The organism is Kitasatospora sp. NPDC023118 (assembly GCF_055560875.1).
This window is the reverse complement of sequence record NZ_JBVHHW010000028.1, coordinates 90081-106924: the sequence shown is the minus strand read 5'-3', so window position 1 is coordinate 106924 and position 16844 is coordinate 90081. Positions and strand designations below refer to the sequence as shown.

Genomic DNA, 16844 nt, shown 5'->3' with positions numbered 1-16844 from the left:
CGTTGGGTGCGGTGGCAGTCTGAAAATCACCCGTCACGCCCCTCTCCGGGCCACCCCCTGCGCCGCCCCCTCCCGCAGCGCGTCCCTCTCGCTGGAGGGGAAGGGGGTGGGTGGGGGTTGCTGTGGGCGGGTTGGTGCGGGTTCGGGGGTGCTGGGGTTGGGTGAGGGGGGCGGGACGGCCGTGGCGGCGGCGTGGGTGGCCGGTGAAAGTGTTGCGCGGTCAGGGCCTGTCGGGGCGGGGTTCGGCCGTCCTGGCGACGGCCTAAAACCACCCACCACTAGCATGGTGCCGAATCTCACCCGTCCCACCGGGCCGCGGACGGTACCGGCAGGGGGACGCATCCAGACATGACGGGGAATCAGATGGCAGGGGATCACCCTACGCCGGGCGCGGGCGAAGCGCCCGGCAGCGGCCCGCAGGAGAACCGGGGCGTCTCGTTCGGGCGCCCGGCAAACGGCGGCGTGGATCCGGCCGCCGTCGCGGACCAGATGACGCAGCTCGACGGCTCGGCCGTTCCGGGTCAGGCCGGACCGCCGGCCCAGCCGCCGGCACCGCCCGCGCAGCCGCCGGGCGGCGTCGACTACGCGGCGTACGCACCGGCCGCGGCCGGCCTCCCCGCCCAGGCCCCGCCGCCGCCGGGCGGTGCGCCGATCGGCCCGTACGACCCGGTGCCCGGCGGCCCGCCCGGCGCCGGCTACGCCACCCCTGACTACAACCCCGGCGGGTACAACTACCAGCAGCAGCCCGGGTACACCTACCCGGGTGCGCCGGTGCCCGCCGCGCCGGCGCAGCGCAACCCCGTGATGCTGTGGGGCGGCGTCATCGGCGGTGTGCTGGTGGTCGCCATCGTGATCGCGCTGGTCGTCCTGCTCAAGGGGAACCCCAAGCCCAACCCGGGGCCGGTGGCCGACTCGGGCGGCACCACGAGCAGCACCTCCAACAGCGGCAGCACTGCCGCCGGCACCGACGGGGGCTCCACGCCCGCCCCGGGCAAGGAGACATACAAGGTCGCCTGGAACGCCGCCAAGCCGCAGGACTCGGACACCAGTTCGCAGCTGCTCGGGGTCTGGGGCGCCGGTCAGACCGCCGTGCGCGCGGACAGCACCGGCATCACGGCCTACAACCTCTCGGACGGCAAGCAGGCCTGGAACATCCCGGTGCCGTCCGGCTCCAAGGAGCTGTGCACCGCCTCCTACTCGCACAACTCCAAGAACATCGTCGCGGTCTCCTTCAACACCGGTGACTACGACTGCTCCACCATCGGCGCCGTCGACATCTCCTCGGGCAAGCTGCTCTGGAGCGTCAAGGCCACCGCTGACCGGCTGTCCTCGCCGACCCTGAGCGTCACCGACAAGGTGGTCGCCGTCGGCCCGGTCGGCGCGCTGAACATCGACAACGGCCAGCCCGTCTGGCAGCTCAAGGGCCGCGGCAAGGACTGCACCGTGTACGGCGCCACGGCCGGCTCGCAGATCGCGATCACCGACCGCTGCTACGACGTCAGCCCGAAGTCGGTACTGCAGATCGTCAACGCCGAGACCGGCCAGCCCGCCAGCTCGCCGATCACGCTCACCGGCACCATCGAGCGCGTCGACAAGGTCGTCAGCACCCAGCCCCTGGTGGTGCTGATGACCGGCGGCCCGAACGGCGACTACATCCTGCCGTTCGACAAGGACAACAAGCCCGGCAACCAGATGTCGACCAAGGAGGCCGGCTCGGACAGCCTGCGCCTGTCCGGCCAGTCCGACGCCATCAGCAGCAACGTGGTCAGCGGCACCACGCTGTACGTCCAGATCAGCGGCAGCAAGTCGGGCATCAACGCGTACGACCTGAACACCGGCAAGCGACTCTGGTCCGCCAACTCCTCCTCGGACAGCAACGACATGCGCCTGGTCTCCGGCACCACCAAGGACGGCAAGGTCCGGGCGATCGTCAGCCAGGGCTACGACAAGCCGGCCAAGCTGGTGACGCTGTCGCCGACCGACGGCTCGATGAGCGACATCGGCACCATGGCGATGCCGGACGGCATGGACATCGGGATGAGCATGTCGGAGTACTTCGTCACCGACGACAACAGCGCGATCATCGCCTACCGTCGCGGCAGCAGCTACACGTCGCCGATGACCAAGTGGTCGAAGTGACGGCTGTGGCGACACCGTTGGTGACGCCGGACGTGGTCCCGGGGGTCTGACCCGGGGCCGCGGGCACTCGTCCGGGCGGGGCGGGCACGGGCTTCGGCCCGGGTCCGCCCCGCCTGCGATTTTCCGGTGGGCTCGACCGCCGGGCATGCGAGGATTCGGTCCATCAGCCTGACAAAGGAGTGCAGCGAGTGCCCGGCACCAACCTGACCCGCGAGGAGGCCCGCACCCGGGCCGACCTCCTCCGGGTGGACGCGTACGACATCGAGCTCGACCTCGGCTCGGCCCGCGACGGTGGCACCTTCCGGTCCACCACCGTGGTCCGGTTCGCCGCCAACACGCCCGGCGCGGACAGCTTCATCGACCTCGTCGCCCCGAGCGTCGAGGAGATCACCCTCAACGGCGCCCCGCTCGACCCGGGCAGCTTCGCCGACAGCCGTATCCCGCTGCCGAACCTGGCCGCCGAGAACGAGCTGCGCGTGGTCGCCACCTGCGCCTACACCAACACCGGTGAGGGCCTGCACCGGTTCGTCGACCCGGTCGACGGCGAGACCTACCTGTACACCCAGTTCGAGGTGCCGGACGCCCGCCGGGTCTTCGCCAGCTTCGAACAGCCGGACCTGAAGGCCACGTTCGCGTTCACCGTGACCGCCCCCGAGGGCTGGGTCGTGGTCTCCAACGCGCCGACGCCGGAGCCGGTCGGCGAAGGTGCCACCCGGGTCTGGAAGTTCGAGCCCACCGGCCGGATCTCGACCTACATCACCGCGCTCATCGCCGGCCCGTACGTGGGCGTCTTCGACGCCTACGAGAACGGCGAGCAGCGCGTGCCGCTGGGCGTCTACTGCCGCCCGTCGCTGCGCGAGTTCCTGGACGCGGAGGCGATCTTCGAGGTGACCAAGCAGGGCTTCGACTACTTCCAGGAGAAGTTCGACTACCCGTACCCCTTCCCCAAGTACGACCAGCTCTTCGTCCCGGAGTTCAACGCCGGCGCGATGGAGAACGCGGGCGCCGTCACCTTCCGCGACCAGTACGTGTTCCGCTCCAAGGTCACCGACGCCGCGTACGAGTCGCGCGCCGCGACGATCCTGCACGAGCTCGCCCACATGTGGTTCGGCAACCTCGTCACCATGGAGTGGTGGAACGACCTCTGGCTGAACGAGTCCTTCGCCACCTTCGCCGAGGCCGTCTGCCAGGCCGAGGCGCCCGGCTCCCGGTGGCCGCACTCCTGGACCACCTTCGCCAACCAGATGAAGACCTGGGCCTACCGGCAGGACCAACTGCCGTCCACCCACCCGATCATGGCGGAGATCAACGACCTGGAGGACGTCCAGGTCAACTTCGACGGCATCACCTACGCCAAGGGCGCCTCGGTGCTCAAGCAACTGGTGGCGTACGTCGGCCAGGACGCCTTCTTCCAGGGCGTGCAGGCGTACTTCAAGCGCCACGCCTGGGGCAACACGCGGTTGAGTGACCTGCTCGGGGCGCTGGAGGAGGCCAGCGGGCGCGACCTCAAGGCCTGGTCGAAGGCCTGGCTGGAGACGGCCGGCATCAACGTGCTGCGGCCCTCCGTCGTGTTGAACACGGACGGTGAGATCGAGTCGTTCGCGGTGTTGCAGGAGGCCCCCGCGCTGCCGGCCGGCGCCAAGGGCGAGGCCGTACTGCGGCCGCACCGGATCGCGATCGGCCTGTACGAGCTGGCGGACGGCGGTTCGCTGGTGCGGACGGAGCGGATCGAGCTGGACGTCGACGGCCCGCGCACCGAGGTGCCGGAGCTGGTCGGGCGGCACCGGCCGGCCGTGGTGCTGCTCAACGACGACGACCTGTCGTACGCCAAGATCCGGCTGGACGAGGACTCGATGGCCGTCGTCACCGAGCACCTCGGCGGCTTCACCGAGTCACTGCCGCGCGCGCTGTGCTGGGCCTCGGCCTGGGACATGACCCGCGACGGCGAGCTGGCCACCCGCGACTACCTGTCGCTGGCGCTGTCCGGCATCGGGCGGGAGAGCGACATCGGCGTGGTGCAGTCCGTGCAGCGCCAGGTCAAGCTGGCCCTGGACGCCTACGCCGACCCGGAGTGGCGCGAGCAGGGCCTCGCCCGCTGGGCCGCCGCCGCCGAGGAGCACCTGCGCGCCGCGGAGCCCGGCAGCGACCACCAGCTGGCCTGGGCCCGCAGTCTCGCTGCGGTCGCCCGTACGGACGGACAGCTGGGCCTGCTCGCCGGGTTGCTGGACGGGTCGGTGGAGGTCAAGGGTCTGGCGGTGGACACCGAGCTGCGCTGGGCGCTGCTGACCCGGCTCTCGGCCACCGGGCGCGCGGACGACTCGTCGATCGCCGCCGAGCTGGAGCGGGACAACACGGCGGCGGGCCAGGAGCACGCGGCCACCTGCCGCGCCGCCCGGCCGACCGCCGAGGCCAAGGCGGAGGCCTGGGCCTCGGTGGTGGAGTCGGACAAGCTGACCAACTACGTGCAGGAGGCCGTGATCGCCGGCTTCCAGCAGTCGGACCAGCGGGAGCTGCTGGCGCCGTACGCGGCGAAGTACTTCGCCGCCGTCAAGGGCATCTGGGAGACCCGCAGCCACGAGATCTCGCAGCAGATCATCGGCGGGCTGTACCCGTCGCTGCAGGTGTCGGCCGAGACGCTGGCCGCCACGGACGCCTGGCTGACCGAAGCCGAGCCGGCCCCTGCCCTGCGGCGCCAGGTGGTCGAGGCGCGGGCCGGGATCGAGCGCGCGCTCAAAGCCCAGGCGGTGGACCGGGCGGCGGGAGCTCGCTGACCGGGGCTCGCTGACCGGGTGTCGGGAACGCCTGAAGGGGCGCCGGGATCGTCCGGCGCCCCTTCGGGGTCGTGCGGGTCCTGGTGGACGCGAGGGTTACTTCTTCTTCTTGCCGTACGGCATGCCCGCGAGGGCCGCGATGACGGCGAAGGCGGCGAGCGGGATCAGCACGTACAGGCCGATGGTCTGGCCGACGCTCAGGCCAGGACCCGGGTCGTCACCGTCGTCCCTGGTGAGGGCCATGGCGGGCGACGACAGCAGCATCATCAGCGTGACCGTTGCGCAGACCGCGCCGGCTCGCAAAGCGTTCCTCTTGTCCACGTTTCCAACTTACCCGCCGCTTATGGGAGGGCGCGCGTCGGGGTCGGCCTTCCGGTCCGCGGGGCCCGTCCCGGTCAGCGGCCCGGGTCGCCCGGGCCGGGCGTGGCGAGAAGGTGGGCCAGCAGGCGGGCGGTCGGAACGGTGGCCAGGTGGTCGAGGGTGACCGGGTCGCCGGCGCCGTCGGCGACCGGGAGGCGCCAGTTCGGGTACTGGTCCCAGGTGCCGGGCAGGTTCTGCGGGCGCGGGTCGCCGACCAGGTCCGGCAGCCACACGCCGACCAGCTCCGCCGGGGTCGCCCGCAGGAAGCGGTACAGCACCGGCATCGACAGCGGCTCGTCCGGGGTGAGCAGCCCCAGCCCGGTCAGCTCGGCCCGCCAGTCCGCCAGCTCCGTCGCCGCCTCCTCCTGCTCCTCCCCCAGTGGCCGGGCCAGCAGGCCGAGCCGGTGCCGCAGCTCGACGTGCTCGCCGGAGAGCCGGGCCGCGGTGCTCGGCAGGTCGTGGGTGGTGAGGGTGGCCAGACAGCCGGGCCGCCAGCGGTCCGGGGCGAGGATGCCGCCGTTCGACTGCCAGTCCCGCTCGAACCAGAGCACGGAGGTGCCGAGGATGCCGCGCGCCGCCAGCTCCTCCCGGACGCCCGGCTCGACCGTGCCCAGGTCCTCGCCGATCACCGCCGTCCCGGCCCGGTGCGCCTCCAGGGCCAGCACGCCGAGCATCGCCTCGGCGTCGTAGCGCACGTACGCGCCCTCGGTCGGCGGGTGCCCGGCCGGGACCCACCAGAGGCGGAACAGGCCCATCACGTGGTCGATGCGCAGCGCCCCCGCGTGCCGGGTGGTCGCCCGCAGCAGCTCCGCGTACGGGGCGTAGCCGGCCGCGGCCAGCGCGTCCGGGCGCCAGGGCGGCAGGCCCCAGTCCTGGCCGTGGGCGTTGAAGGCGTCCGGCGGGGCGCCGACCGAGATGCCGCCGGCCAGGACGTCCTGGAGCGCCCAGGCGTCGGCGCCGTCGGGGTGGACGCCGACGGCCAGGTCGTGGATCAGGCCGACCGGCATGCCCGCCTCGCGGGCACTGCGCTGGGCGTGGGCGAGCTGCTGGTCGACCTGCCAGGCGAGCCAGCGGTGGAACTCCACGCGTTCCTGGAGTTCCTTGGCGGCCTGCTCGACCTGTGGGCCGTCCGGGTGACGCAGGCCCTTCGGCCAGTGGTGCCAGTCGGGGCCGTACGCCTCGGCCAGGGCGTTCCAGAGCGCGTGCCGGCGCAGCCACTCGCCCTCGCGCCGCTGGTACGCCTCGTACGCCGCCTGACGGCCGGGGCCGCGCGGCACCTCGTACAACAGCTCCAGGGCCTCCCGCTTGAGCGCCCAGACGGCGTCGCGGTCGATCAGACCGTCGTGGCCGAGCACCTCGTCGCGCAGCCGGGCGGCGCGGCGGGCCAGGTCGTCGGCCTGCTCCCGCTGTGCGGTGTTCAGGTAGGCGTACCCGGGGACGGCCTCGATCCGCAGGTGCACCGGGTCGGCGAAGCGGCGGGAGGACGGGCGGTACGGGGACGGGTCGGTGGGAGTGCCCGGGGCGCCCGGCAGCGCCTGGTGCAGCGGGTTGATCTGCACGAAGCCCGCACCGAGCCCGGCACCCGCCCACTGGGCCAGCTCGGCGAGGTCGCCGAGGTCGCCCATGCCCCAGGAGCGGTTCGACAGCACGGAGTACAGCTGGGCGAGGAAACCCCAGCTGCGGCCGGGGAGTTGGGGGAGCTGCTGCGGGGCGACGATCAGCGGCGCCTCGGCCGTGTCGCCGTTGCTCTCCGCCTTGAGCACGTGCCGCCCGAGCGGCAGGTCCGCGGGCAGCCAGTGCGAGTGACCGCGCGGCAGCTCCCAACTGCCCCCGCCCTCGAGCTCCACCCGCAGCCGGGCGTCGGCCGGCACGTCCAGCGCGGTGCGCCGCCCCTGCCGGACCACCACGCACGGCGGCAGCAACCGGCCCTGCTGCTCGGCCCGGTGACGCTCCAGCGCCTCCCGCACCTCCTCCGGCGTCCCGGCCGCCACTCCCAGTGCCGCCAGCACCGCCACCAGCGTCCGTGCCCCCACCGCCTGCCCACCCGGCCCCGGGTACCGCGCATCCACCCCGTACGCCTGCGCCAGCGCCACCAGTTCGGCTGGCGGTGGCGGCGCGTCCTGCGGCGGTACCTTCAGCCCGTCGGCTCCGTCACTGTCGTGGTAAGCGGCCACTCGCGGCTCCTGCGATGTCTCGGCAACGCCCGGTCAGGACTCCCAAGTCCTACCCGGGTGACGACCCGACCACGCTGCGCGACACGACCGTGCGGGGTGGATCGCGCCGGACCGCCGCGGTCGACCGGTCGGTCGTCGGCGACGGACCGCGGGCGGACCGAGCCGGTCGGGGACGGCGGCGCCGCCGAGGCCTGCCGGAAGGGCCGGAGAGCGCTCGTGCGGACGTCGGTCACGCCCCTCTTCCCCCCCTCCCAGAGGCGCGGCTGACGCATCGCCGCACGGTGTCGCCGGTTCCGGCCGTCGCGGGCGCCCTCGGACTACGGGTTGGGGAGCTGGAGGAATCGGGGCAAATTCAACATAGCCGTCGACGGCGTTGACACCGGGTTGGGTAGCTGGTGGGGTTGCTCGCGTTGTGGTCCAGGCCTGTCGAGGAGGCTCCTGTGCAAGCCCGTGTGTCCGTTGTGGCCGGGCGGCGGCTGCGGCTGCAGTTGGAGCAGAGTCCGGCGCTGCGGGAGGTGCTGCAGCATCCGGCGGCGCTGAGTGCGCGGCGGGCCACCGCGCGGACGTGCCGTCAGCTGGCGCCGAGGACCGCGGACCGGCTGATCGCCGATCTGAAGGGGACGGAGCCGCTGTTGGCATCGGTGCGGGCGGAGCGTGCGGCGGGGCGGCCGGGGCGGCGGGCGATGCAGATCGCGGCCGGGGTCGCGGCCGCGGCGGTGGTCGGCGGGCTGCTGGCCGGGCCGATGCCGTCGGCGGCGTACGCGGCGACGCCCGGGCCGGACGTGGTGAGCAGCGCGCCGCAGACGCCGCTGGGCAGTATGACGAACCCCCAGGTGTTCCCGCACCCGCAGGAGCAGACGGTGGCGGGCAAGGCCGTCACGGTGCCGGCCGCGGTCACGCTGGTGCCTGCGCCCAGGGTGGACCGGGGCGCGGTGGACGCCGTGCGCGAGGTGCTGGCGATCGCCGGGGCCACCTCGGTGACCCCGCAGCCGGAGGGCGGGACGCCGGCCGCCGGCTCGCTGGTGGTGTACGTCGGCGGGGCCGCCGAGGACGCCGGCGGCGAGGTGGACCGGACGCTGCGCCAGCTGGCCGTCGCGGCCGGCTCCAAGGACGGCGCCGCGCCCTCGACCGAGGGCATGACGGACGGCGGCTACGTGCTGGCGGCCGGTCAGCTGCCTGCCCAGGGCGGCGGGACGTACGGCGCGGTGGTGCTGGCGGGCGTGGACGCGGCCGGCACCTTCTACGCCGCGCAGAGCCTGCGCCAGCTGCTCGCCGCCGTACCGGCCGGGCAGGGCCAGGGGCCGGGCGCGGCCGGGCTCGGGCTGCCCGGGATCACGCTGCGGGACTGGCCGAGCGGCGCGGCGGTGCGCGGCACCGCGGAGGCGTTCTACGGCACCCCGTGGACCGCCCAGCAGCGGCTCGACCAGGTCGACTTCCTGGGCCGCTCCAAGCAGAACTTCTACCTCTACGCCCCCGGTGACGACCCGTTCCGGCTGTCCCGCTGGCGCGACGCCTACCCCGCCGCGCAGCAGTCGGAGCTGCGCGAGCTCGGCGACCGGGCCCGGCAGAACCACGTCACCCTCGGCTACGCGATCGACCCGGGGCAGTCGCTCTGCTTCAGCTCCGACGAGGACGTCAACGCGCTGGTCTCGAAGCTGGACGGACTGCGCAAGCTCGGCTTCACCGCCTTCCAGCTGCAGTTCCTGGACGTCAGCTACGACGAGTGGCACTGCGACGACGACCACGACGCCTACGGCAGCGGTCCGGCCGCGGCCGCCAAGGCGCAGGCCGCGCTGGTCAAGAAGGTGCAGGACCGGCTGATCGCCAAGAACCCGGGCCTGGCGCCGCTGTCCGTCGTCCCCACCGAGTACCACAAGCAGGGCACCACGCCGTACCGCAAGGCGCTGGCCGACGCGCTGCCGAGCGGTGTGCAGGTGGCCTGGAGCGGCGGCGGGGTGATCCCGGAGAAGATCACCGGCGCCCAGACCTCCGACACCGGCAGCCTGTACGGGCACCCGCTGGTCACCATGGACAACTACCCGGTCAACGACGCCAGCCCGGACCGGCTCTTCCTCGGCGCCTACACCGGCCGCGAGCCGGAGGTGGCCACCCGCTCGGCGGTGCTGCTGACCGGCGCGATGCAGCAGCCGGTGGCCTCCCGGATAGCGCTCGCCACGGCCGGCGACTTCGCCTGGAACCCGACCGGCTACAAGCCCGACGACTCCTGGCAGGCCGCGGTGCGCTCGCTGGCCGGGCCGACCGGCGCCGCCGCCACGCCCGCCGGGTCGGCGCTGTCCGCGGTGACCGCGCTGGCCGGCAACAGCACCTCCTCGCCCCTGTCCAAGCAGGAGTCCGGCTACCTGACGCCGCTGCTGGACCGGTTCTGGGCCGCCGCCGAGCCCACCTCCGGCGCCACCCCGGACCTCGCCAAGCTGATAGAGGCCGCGGCCCCGGTGCGGGACGCATTCTCGGCGATGGCCACCGCCCAGCAGACCCTGTCCGGCACCCAGGCCACCGCCCAGCTCGCCGCCGAGGCCGGGCCGTGGCTGGGCCCGCTGCACGACTACGGGCTGGCCGGGCAGGCCGCGCTGGACATGCTGCTGGCCCAGAAGGGCGGCGACGGCGCGGCGGCCTGGAAGGCCCGGGTGCAGCTCAACCGGCTGCGCGCCCAGCTCTCCCAGTCCCCGGCGACCATCGGCGCGGGGGTGCTCGACCCGTTCCTGGAGCGCGCGGTGCGCGCCGCCGACAACTGGTCCGGCGTGGTCAGCGGCGGGGTCACCCCGACCACCAGCATGGGCACCGCGCACGACCACCTGCCCGCGCTGATGACCGACGGCCAGGCCGGCACCTTCTACTGGAGCTCCGCTCCCCCGCAGCCCGGCGACTCGGTCGGCGTGGACCTGGGCGCCGGCCGGCCGATCACCGGTGTCACGGTGCTGATGGGCGGCTGGGGCGACGGCCCGGACGCGCAGACCGCCGTGGACGACTACATCCGCGACGGCGTGCTGGAGTACAGCACCGGCGAGGGCGGCTGGAAGCAGCTCACCGTGGTGAAGAACCAGAAGACGGTCAGCGCCCAGCTGCCGCCGGGCACGGTGGTACGGGCGGTACGGCTGCGGGCCACGGCCGCGCAGAAGACCGCCGTCGCGGTGCGCGAGTTCACCGTCACCGCCCCCGACGAGGCCCCGGCCAGCGTCTCCGGCGGGCCCGTCGCGCTGCCCGGCTCCTCGGCCGCGGCCGTGCTGGACGGCAACCCGGACACCGCGTACCGCGCCGCCAATCCGCCCACCGCGCAGGACCAGCCGCTCACCGTCGAGCTCGGCAGCGCCCGCCCGCTGGACCGGCTGACCGTGCTCACCGACCCGAACGTGCACGCCACCGCCACCGTCGCGGTGCGCCGCTCCGACGGCACCTGGACGGACATCGGCACCGTGCAGCCCGGCTACAACGAGCTGCCGGCCGGCGGACAGCTGGCCGACGCCTTCCGGCTGACCTGGAAGCCCGGCGGCGACCCGCCGGTGGTCAACCAGGTGATCCCCTGGTACGCGGACGTCCCGGCGGCCCGGCTCAGCCTGGCCGACCCGGCGCTGGACGTGGTCACCGGCGCGGCCTCGCCCGCCAAGACCCAGGCCACCGTCGAGGCCGGCCGCCCCGAGGGCACCACCGGCGAGCTGCGCACCGAGGTGCCGGCCGCCGCCAAGGGCCTGACCGTGACCCCGGCTGGCCCGGTGACCGTGCCGCGCGGCGGCCGGGTGGGCGTGCCGCTGCTGGTCACCGCCGCGCCTGGGACGCCGTCCGGGACGTACCAGGTGCCGGTGTCGTACGTGGCGGGCGGCACCACCGTGAAGCAGGTGCTGCAGGTGCACGTGGTGCCGCCGACCAGCGGGCCGGACCTGGCGGTCGGCTCGACGGCGACCTCCTCGGGCGACGAGACGCCGTCCTTCCCGGCCTCGGCGGTCGCCGACGGCGACCCCAAGACCCGCTGGTCCTCGCCGGCCAAGGACGACGCCTGGGTGCAGCTGGCGCTGCCGCAGCCCGTCCACCTGGGCGCGGCGGTGCTGCACTGGCAGTCCGCGTACGCCTCCTCGTACAAGCTCCAGGTCTCGCCGGACGGCAGCACCTGGACGGACGCGGCGGCGGTGGACAACGGCAAGGGCGGGGACGAGACGGTGCGCTTCGACGCCTCGAACGTCCGGTTCGTCCGGATGCAGGGCGTGGCGCGGGCCACCAAGTTCGGCTACTCGCTGTACGGCATCGAGCTGTACGCCGTCACCGCGCCCGCCGTCCCACCGCAGCCGCCGACCACCCCGCCGACCCAGCCGAACCCGCCCCAGCCGAACCCGGGCCAGCCGGGGACCGCGCCCACGACGCCTCCGGCCGCGCCGCCGAAGCAGTAGGAGGCCGCCGGGGCGGGGTGGCCCGGCGAGCCGAAGGGGCGGGGTGGCCCGGCGAGCCGAAGGGACGGGGTGGCCCGGCGAGCCGAAGGGGCGCGCCGGTGCCGAAAGGGAGAAGCGACTAGCGAGGCACGAGCGCCGGAGCGCCGACCGTCGGCACCGGGTCAGAGCGCCCCGGAGACGAGCCGGGCCCAAAAAAGAGGGTGCAACGCGGCGGGCCGCCGGGCTCCCCAGTGTGGGGGGCGCGGCGGCCCATGAGGCGCGTACCGACGGTATGACGGGCGGGCCCTTGTGGTGCTTCGGTCAGGCGGAGAGCGGTTCAGGCTGCTCACCGCGGCGGACGGGGGCGGGGTGGGCGCCGTGCGCCCGGCCGATCGGGACGGAGTGGTTCGGCTCGGTATGGTCGTGATGCTCGTACTCGCCCCACTGCGGGGCGCGCAGCTGGTCCGAGCCGCCGTAGGGCTCCAGGTAGGGCCGCCAGCGCGGGTCCTTGATCCCGGTGCCGATGATTCGCCAGGCGAGGCCGCTGGGCGGTGCGGGCGGGCGCTTCATCCGCCAGCCGAGTTCGGTGAGGTGACGGTCGGCCTTGGTGTGGTTGCAACGGCGGCAGGCTGCCACCACGTTGTCCCACCGGTGCTGGCCTCCCCGGCTGCGCGGGATGACGTGGTCGACGCTGGTGGCGGCGGCCCCGCAGTAGACGCAGCGGCCGTGGTCCCGGGCGAACAGCGCCCGGCGGGTGAGCGGGACGGGCCCGCAGAAGGGGACCCGGACGAAGCGGGTCAGTCGGACGACGGACGGCGCCGGAAGGGCGCTGGTGGCGCTGTGCAGAGTGACTCCCGAGTCCTCCAGGCTGACCGCCTTGTGGTTGAGGACCAGAATGAGTGCGCGGCGCATCGATACGACGCCGAGTGGCTCGTAGGACGCGTTGAGGACCAGGACATGCGGCACGGATGCCTCCTTGGACGCCTGCGGCGCGTGGCTCGCGCCGGGACGAGCGGTTGGATCGCACAACGAGTGCGCGATCTCCCCCAGTGTCGCCTTACGCCTTTGTACGGCGCCACCACTCCTGTGTAACGGACCCGACGTGGACTCCGGGTGTGGTTTGCGTCATACCCGGTATGCCCTGGGAAAGGTCGGGTTGCACCACGGTGCCGCCGGGGTACGGCGCGGTGTCCCGCCCAGGGGACGGCTCGGCCGGTCGGAGCAGCGCCCTGGCCCGTACGGCGGCCCGCCTGGGCCGTTCGGGGTCGGTCGGGTGGCGCGGGGGCGGTGCATGGGGGGAGCGCACCGGGGCGTTGACGGGGCGTCCGAGATCTTCCGTACGCCCTTCGGCGTGTCCGGGCGGATGTCCGGTAACGGATAGGCTGAGGCGCACGGTCCGCGGGCCGCTTGCGGCGGCGCGGGCCCGTCACGCCCCCAGCAAGGAAGGTCCCGCACGTGTTCCGCTCCGGCGCCACCGGTCTGACCGACGCGTCCTCGACGCTCTCCACCCCGACGCCGGCGCCCTCCCCCACCGCGCCCGGGCTGCCGCAGCTGGACCTGCGCATCCCCACCAGCACGCAGGAGGTCACCGACACCACCAAGCAGGCGGCCAGCTGGTTCGACACGCACTGGCAGAGCTGGCTGGCGGGCGGCCTCCAGATCATCCTCATCATCGTGCTCGCGATGGTCCTGCGGGTCGTGGTGAGCAAGCTGATCACCCAGCTGATCGCACGGATGGCGCGCGGTCACGAGCACCACGAGGAGAGCCGGCTGGGCGGGCTGCTGGCCAACCACGGGGTGGTGAACCCGGAGCGGCGCCAGCAGCGCTCGGAGGCGATCGGCTCGGTGCTGCGCAGCGTGGCCTCGTTCAGCATCCTGGGCACGGCGGCGCTGATGGTGCTCTCCGCGCTCGGGGTGAACCTGGCGCCGCTGCTGGCGAGTGCCGGTGTGGCCGGTGTGGCGATCGGTTTCGGCGCCCGCAACCTGGTGACGGACTTCCTCTCCGGGGTCTTCATGATCATGGAGGACCAGTACGGCGTCGGCGACGAGATCGACACCGGGGTGGCCACCGGCACGGTGCTGGAGGTCGGGCTGCGGGTGACCAAGCTGCGCGGGGCCAACGGTGAGATCTGGTACATCCGCAACGGCGAGGTGAAGCGGATCGCCAACATGAGCCAGGGCTGGGCGACCGCCTCGGTGGACGTGCAGGTCGGGTACAAGGAGGACCTGCAGCGGGTCGAGGGCCTGATCCAGGAGACCGCCGAGTCGCTGTCCAAGGAGGCGCCGTACGACGAGCTGGTCTGGGCGCCGGTGTCGATCCTGGGCGTGGAGTCGGTGGCGGCGGACTCAGTGATGGTGCGGGTCGAGGCCCGGACGGCGCCGGGCAAGGCGCCGCTGGTGTCCCGGGCGCTGCGCCAGCGGCTGAAGTCGGCCTTCGACGTGGCCGGGATCAAGGTCAAGGAGGAGGCCACGGCGGTGGCCACCGGGGTGGCGATCGCCGCCGCGGAGCCCTCGCCGCCGTCGGCGCTGTCCGACCCGACCTCGCCGCGGTACCGGGCGGCCGAGCCGATCCCGATGCCGAAGCCGCCGACGGACGACCCGACGATCGCCAAGCCGTGAGGCTCCGCTCCGCCGGTCGGCGGGTTCACTGCTGGCCTCGGTAGAGCCAGCAGAGCCCGTCAACCGATTACCTCGCGGCTGGTCTGCGGGTCGGGCCAGGGGGAGCCCTCCCACCGCACCGGTACCGGCGGCCCCGGCCTTCCTTGGCCGGGGCCGCCGCCACCTTCGCCGTTCCAACGGGGCGGGCGGGCGGGACGTCTGAGGGTTGGCCCGCGTCCAATGACGCGGGCCAACCTTTGCCATCCGTTCCCTGTTCGCCCCCTGCAGTGCGTTCCGCCCACCCCGGGCAAGGACTCGTGGACCGTGCAGAGGCAGACCTACGGGCCCGCCGGCCGGACGCTGACCGGCGACCAGCCCCGCCACTACTTCGGCCACGAGGCCCACGTCTAAGCCGAAGCCGCGTTCCGTGGCCTCGCCGTCCAGTAGCTAGCGGACCATGTAGCAGTACACCGGGGCGCCGTCCCAAGCCGGGGCCTTGTCGCCCAGCTCTCGGTAACCGAGGGCTTCGTACATCTTCATCGCAGCCTGCGCTTCGGGCCGGACCGCAAGCGTGACGCGCTCCGCCTGGGCCCCTTCGAGTACGGCCGCGTGCAGTTCCCGGCCCAGTCCCTGCCGGCGCCGATCCGGAGCCACGGCGATTTCCCGGATCACGAACGTCCGGTGTCCGTCTTCGCGGGTGAAGCCCTGGTCCAGGCCGAGGCCATTCCACCAACGGCTGTCCGACTGGAGCAGGACGCCAAAAGCGAACCCGACCAGGGCAGCACCTGCACGGGCCAGCACCAGTCGGAAGCCGGGCATGGTCCGGAACGACTCGTAGCCCTCCAGGAACTCGGCCAGGTCGCGGGGCCCCTCGAAGTACGGCGGCTCTGCGAACACCCGCTCGTACAGCGGTGCTATCTCGTCCAGCACCTGGGCAGCGGCGTCCGGATCTGTGAAGGTCTCGAAGACGGGCGTCTGCACGATTCTCCTAAGCGATCAGGTGGGCAGTGCTGGCAGCGGCCAGAGACGGATTCAACAGTTTGAGGTAGGAGTGCGCCTTCTGCATCGACGTGCGCGCCCGCCCGGACGACATCTCGGTCAGCAAGACGGCTCCCGTGGTGAGTTGGTGGGCCGACTGCTCGGTCCGGCAAGCTCCGTCTCCGCCACCGCTCTGGCCCAAGAGGTCGGCTGTTCGCTCATGCGTCGATGCTTCCCGCGTCGACTCCCAGTACACCCAGAGGGTGGAGCCGAGGAGGCGACCGCTGTCCCGCAAGTTACGGTGTCAGATGGTCGAACTCTCCGGCCTTGACTCCGCGCATGAAAGCGCGGAGTGCGTCGGGCGTGGTGGTGATGACAGTGTCGGGGTCGTCGCTCTCGCGGATCTTGATGGCACGGTCGGCGGTTGCCGCAACGTATATGCAGTTTGCGGCGTCGCCGCTGAATGAGGACTTCTGCCAGTTGTGAACGGCCATGCTCGGTCCTGTCTCAGATGCTCTGGGCGATACGACGGATGAGGTCACGGGATGCGTCGGGCTTGAGCGCGCTCATCTCCAACCGGTCCATCACAGCTCGATATTTGATCAACTGCGGCTCGGTGTCGATGAACTCGGACCTGTCTCCATCGACCTGGACGCTGTCCAATCGCGCGACCTCGGCGTTGAAGTACACGATCCCAGCGCCGGAGCTGGGGTAGCTGCCGGTGCCGAACGGGATCACCCTCAGGTCGATGTGAGGTTGCTCGCTGGCAGTCAGCAGGCATTCCAGCTGTTCACGGGCAACCTTCGGACCGCCGAAGCCCATTCGCAAGGCGGCCTCGTGAACAACAGCCGACAGCGGGATCGGCTGCTGGCCGTAGAGCACCGCCTGCCGTTTGATGCGGTGGGAGACGAGATGTTCCACTTCTGGCGGCGAGAAAGGCGGGACGACATCCCTGAAGAGCGCGCGAGCGTGTTCAGGGGTCTGGAGAAGTCCGGGGATGTGAATCGCGGAAGCGATCCGCATCGACTGTGTGTGGTGTTCGAGTTCCGCCAGGTCGAGCGCTCCGGCCGGAAGGATCTCGCGGTACTCCTCCCACCAGCCCCGGGTACGGCCGCCGGTCATGTGGGTCAGCGCATCGATTAGGGCATCATCCGCGCAGCCATAGAGGCGCGCCAGGGTCCGCACTCGGTCCGCGCTCACCGGGTAGCCGCCGGATTCGATGTTGCTGATCCGGGACTGCGTGGTGCCGTGCAGCTCCCCAGCTCGCGTCACCGACAGTCCTGCCTGCTCGCGCAATCGACGCAGCTCTGCGCCGAGTCGCCGCTGCCGGATGCTCGGCGGGGTCTTGCTGGGCGGCATCCGATGCCTCCTTCCCTCGCTCGCCGTGGCCGGCACCGTTCACCCTTTGGAGTGCCGATGATATGGATGCCCCAGAAGTGGTGGACTAC

The 16844-nt window shown here is 72.7% G+C and carries 10 protein-coding genes; 4 read left to right on the top strand and 6 right to left on the bottom strand.

Annotation, left to right across the window (positions count from 1 at the left end):
- Positions 1–363 precede the first annotated feature (363 nt).
- Together ACZ3UD_RS29900 and pepN are read left to right on the top strand one after the other, a co-directional pair.
- Positions 364–2139, top strand: a complete 1776-nt coding sequence (locus ACZ3UD_RS29900; RefSeq protein ID WP_465594465.1) for an outer membrane protein assembly factor BamB family protein — start codon at positions 364–366, stop codon at positions 2137–2139.
- Between the two features lie 188 nt (positions 2140–2327).
- Positions 2328–4910 (top strand): aminopeptidase N, encoded by a 2583-nt coding sequence (gene pepN / locus ACZ3UD_RS29895; protein WP_465594462.1) that lies wholly within the window; start codon positions 2328–2330, stop codon positions 4908–4910.
- 96 nt (positions 4911–5006) lie between these two features.
- Here the strand turns inward: pepN and ACZ3UD_RS29890 are convergent, their stop codons facing one another.
- Together ACZ3UD_RS29890 and malQ are read right to left on the bottom strand one after the other, a co-directional pair.
- Positions 5007–5231, bottom strand: a complete 225-nt coding sequence (locus ACZ3UD_RS29890) for a hypothetical protein (RefSeq protein ID WP_465594459.1) — start codon at positions 5229–5231, stop codon at positions 5007–5009.
- Positions 5232–5305: 74 nt separating this feature from the next.
- Complete coding sequence (gene malQ, locus ACZ3UD_RS29885; protein ID WP_465594457.1) at positions 5306–7444, bottom strand: 4-alpha-glucanotransferase; 2139 nt, start codon at positions 7442–7444, stop codon at positions 5306–5308.
- 440 nt (positions 7445–7884) lie between these two features.
- Between malQ and ACZ3UD_RS29880 the strand changes: the two genes are divergently transcribed.
- Positions 7885–11841 carry a beta-N-acetylglucosaminidase domain-containing protein gene (locus ACZ3UD_RS29880; protein ID WP_465594454.1) on the top strand — a complete coding sequence of 1319 codons (3957 nt, stop codon included), beginning with the start codon at positions 7885–7887 and terminating at the stop codon, positions 11839–11841.
- A gap of 300 nt (positions 11842–12141) precedes the next feature.
- Here ACZ3UD_RS29880 and ACZ3UD_RS29875 read toward each other — a convergent pair whose 3' ends face one another.
- Entirely contained in the window at positions 12142–12786 is a 645-nt protein-coding gene (locus tag ACZ3UD_RS29875) for an HNH endonuclease (protein ID WP_380614149.1), read from the bottom strand.
- Between the two features lie 489 nt (positions 12787–13275).
- Here ACZ3UD_RS29875 and ACZ3UD_RS29870 point away from each other — a divergent pair, with 489 nt between their 5' ends.
- Complete coding sequence (locus tag ACZ3UD_RS29870; protein WP_465594451.1) at positions 13276–14439, top strand: mechanosensitive ion channel family protein; 1164 nt, start codon at positions 13276–13278, stop codon at positions 14437–14439.
- A gap of 426 nt (positions 14440–14865) precedes the next feature.
- Here ACZ3UD_RS29870 and ACZ3UD_RS29865 read toward each other — a convergent pair whose 3' ends face one another.
- The 3 genes from ACZ3UD_RS29865 to ACZ3UD_RS29855 form a co-directional block, all read right to left on the bottom strand.
- Entirely contained in the window at positions 14866–15399 is a 534-nt protein-coding gene (locus ACZ3UD_RS29865; protein ID WP_465594448.1) for a GNAT family N-acetyltransferase, read from the bottom strand.
- A gap of 293 nt (positions 15400–15692) precedes the next feature.
- On the bottom strand, positions 15693–15890 hold the full coding sequence (locus ACZ3UD_RS29860) for a DUF397 domain-containing protein (protein ID WP_465594445.1): 198 nt from the start codon (positions 15888–15890) through the stop codon (positions 15693–15695).
- A 13-nt stretch (positions 15891–15903) separates the two neighbouring features.
- Positions 15904–16755 carry a helix-turn-helix domain-containing protein gene (locus ACZ3UD_RS29855; protein ID WP_465594442.1) on the bottom strand — a complete coding sequence of 284 codons (852 nt, stop codon included), beginning with the start codon at positions 16753–16755 and terminating at the stop codon, positions 15904–15906.
- Positions 16756–16844: the final 89 nt, after the last annotated feature.